At 72.4% G+C, this 2,110-nt stretch carries 2 protein-coding genes and 1 pseudogene; 1 reads left to right on the forward strand and 2 read right to left on the reverse strand.

What is annotated here, in order from left to right:
* Positions 1-1,019, forward strand: a 1,019-nt coding sequence (locus AB0C29_RS45260; protein ID WP_360834111.1) for a GGDEF domain-containing phosphodiesterase, incomplete at its 5' end; no start/stop codon positions are given.
* A 36-nt stretch (positions 1,020-1,055) separates the two neighbouring features.
* Here the strand turns inward: AB0C29_RS45260 and AB0C29_RS45265 are convergent.
* A pseudogene (locus tag AB0C29_RS45265) lies at positions 1,056-1,151 on the reverse strand (hypothetical protein); the annotation flags it as partial.
* A gap of 354 nt (positions 1,152-1,505) precedes the next feature.
* Positions 1,506-2,110 (reverse strand): acyltransferase family protein (locus AB0C29_RS45270; protein WP_360834113.1); only part of this gene is annotated, 605 nt, incomplete at its 5' end.

The raw sequence follows: 2,110 nt of genomic DNA on the forward strand, positions 1-2,110 counted from the left end.
CCGAGGAGGCCGCCTCGCGGATCCTGGACGCGCTCGCGGTGCCGTTCCGGGTCGGCGAGCACCAGCTGCTGGCCCATGCCAGCATCGGCGTCGCCCTGGCCGGGCCGGGGGACAACGCCGACGAGGTGCTGCGCAACGCCGACATCGCCATGTACGCGGCCAAGGCCTCCGGCAAGGCGTCCTGGGCCCGTTTCGAACCGCGGATGCACAGCGAGGTCGTCAACCACGCCCGCCTCGGCAGCGAGCTGCACAACGCCATCATCCGCCACGAGCTGGAGCTGGCCTACCAGCCGGTGTTCGACCTGGTCACCGGCCTGATGGCCGGCGCCGAGGCGCTGGTGCGCTGGCGGCACCCGGTACGCGGGCTGGTCTCGCCGGCCGACTTCATCCCGGTCGCCGAGCGTTCCGGGCTGATCGTGCCGCTGGGCTCCTGGGTGCTGCGCGAGGCCTGCGAGCAGCTGGCCAAGTGGCACGCCGAGTACGGCGCCGCCGCCATCCGCTCGATCAACGTCAACGTGGCGGCCCGGCAGCTGCGCGAGTCCGGCTTCGTGGACGAGGTCGCGGCCGTGCTCAGCGACACCGGGCTGATCCCGGCCAACCTGGTGCTGGAGGTCACCGAGTCCTCGGTGCTCGACGGCCGGCAGGTCCGCGAGACCCTGCAGGCCCTGCACGAGCTGGGGGTGCGGCTGGCGCTGGACGACTTCGGCACCGGCCAGTCGAGCCTGAGCCTGCTGCGCGCGTTCCCGGTGGACGTGCTGAAGCTGGACAAGTCGTTCGTGGACGGCATCTGCGACGGCGAGGACCGTGGCCGGCTGGCGGTGGCCGCGGCGGTCGCCCAGCTCGCCGAATACCTGGACCTGTACGCGGTCGCGGAGGGCATCGAGACGGCGGCGCAGGCCGAGCGGCTGCGGGAGATGGGCTACCGGCTGGGCCAGGGCTACTTCATGGCCAGGCCACTGCCGCCGGCCGAGATGGCCGAGCTGATGATCCGTACGGTCCTGCCGGTCACCGCGGCGTGACGGGCCGGCCCGCGTGAACGGGCCGGCCCGGCGCTGTTACGCGGAGACCTCGTTGCGCTCGGCGCCCCACATGGTGTGGAAGGCGCCGTCCTTGTCGACGCGGCGGTACGTGTGCGCGCCGAAGAAGTCGCGCTGTCAGGTCGACGGTGCGGAAAGCCCCCGGCCCGGTCACCAGGGAGGCGCGCATCCGGGCCGCGGTGGAGCCGGAGCCGAGCAGCAGCACACCGCCGTCGACGGCCACCGCCGCCTCGAAGTCCGGCTTCAGATGTTTGGTCCCCTCGGCCGAGCTGAAGGTCTCGTGGCCGTCGACCGCCGCGATCACCCGGATCGCGGTGACCCCGTCCGGCCGCAGCCAGGCGGCGTGCGTGGCGTCGTCCTGGGCGACCAGCCAGCCGTCACCGAACGCGGCGATGGCCGAGGCAGCCCGCACCGGCACCCCGGGACCGAACCACAGCCGGGTCTCACTCTCGATCTCGACGCGCATCGTCACGTCCTCTCCGGGCGCATACCGAACAAGAACCGGGTGATCCGGGTACGCCGGACCAGGATGTCGTACGCCCCGAACGTCAGGATGAACGAGACAGCCACGACGACGGCGTACTCGGCGATGATCGGCGCCCGCCACGGGACCACGAGGTAGGCCACCGCCACCACGATCGGCTGGTGCAGGACGTAGAACGGCAAAGCCGCCTCGGCCAGATAGGTGCGCGTGGACGAGCTTTCCCGGGCCGGGCCCGCAACAGCCGGCCGGGGCCGGTCGAGCAGGCCCAGCAGGGCGACCAGGGAGCACCAGCCGGACACGCTGAACAGCACCCGGGAGACGACCGCCAGCGGCGACATACCGGTGAACAGGTCCGTGCCCTCGCTGATGAAGCCCGGTGCGCTCGCCCCGAACGCGACGACGGCGAGGACCGCGGCGACCCGGGCGTGGCGGCGTAACGCGGCGGCGAACCGCTCGTCGGTGGCGAGCACGAAGCCGTACAGGAAGAAGAGCAGGTAGGCCCACCGGCTCCAGGCCCCCAGATCCTCCTCCAGGCCGAGCACCGCACTGACCAGGGCGATCGGGATCGCCGGCAGCAGCACGACGCCGG

The organism is Actinoplanes sp. NPDC048791 (assembly GCF_040650095.1).
In the GTDB taxonomy this organism is placed as follows: Bacteria; Actinomycetota; Actinomycetes; order Mycobacteriales; family Micromonosporaceae; genus Actinoplanes.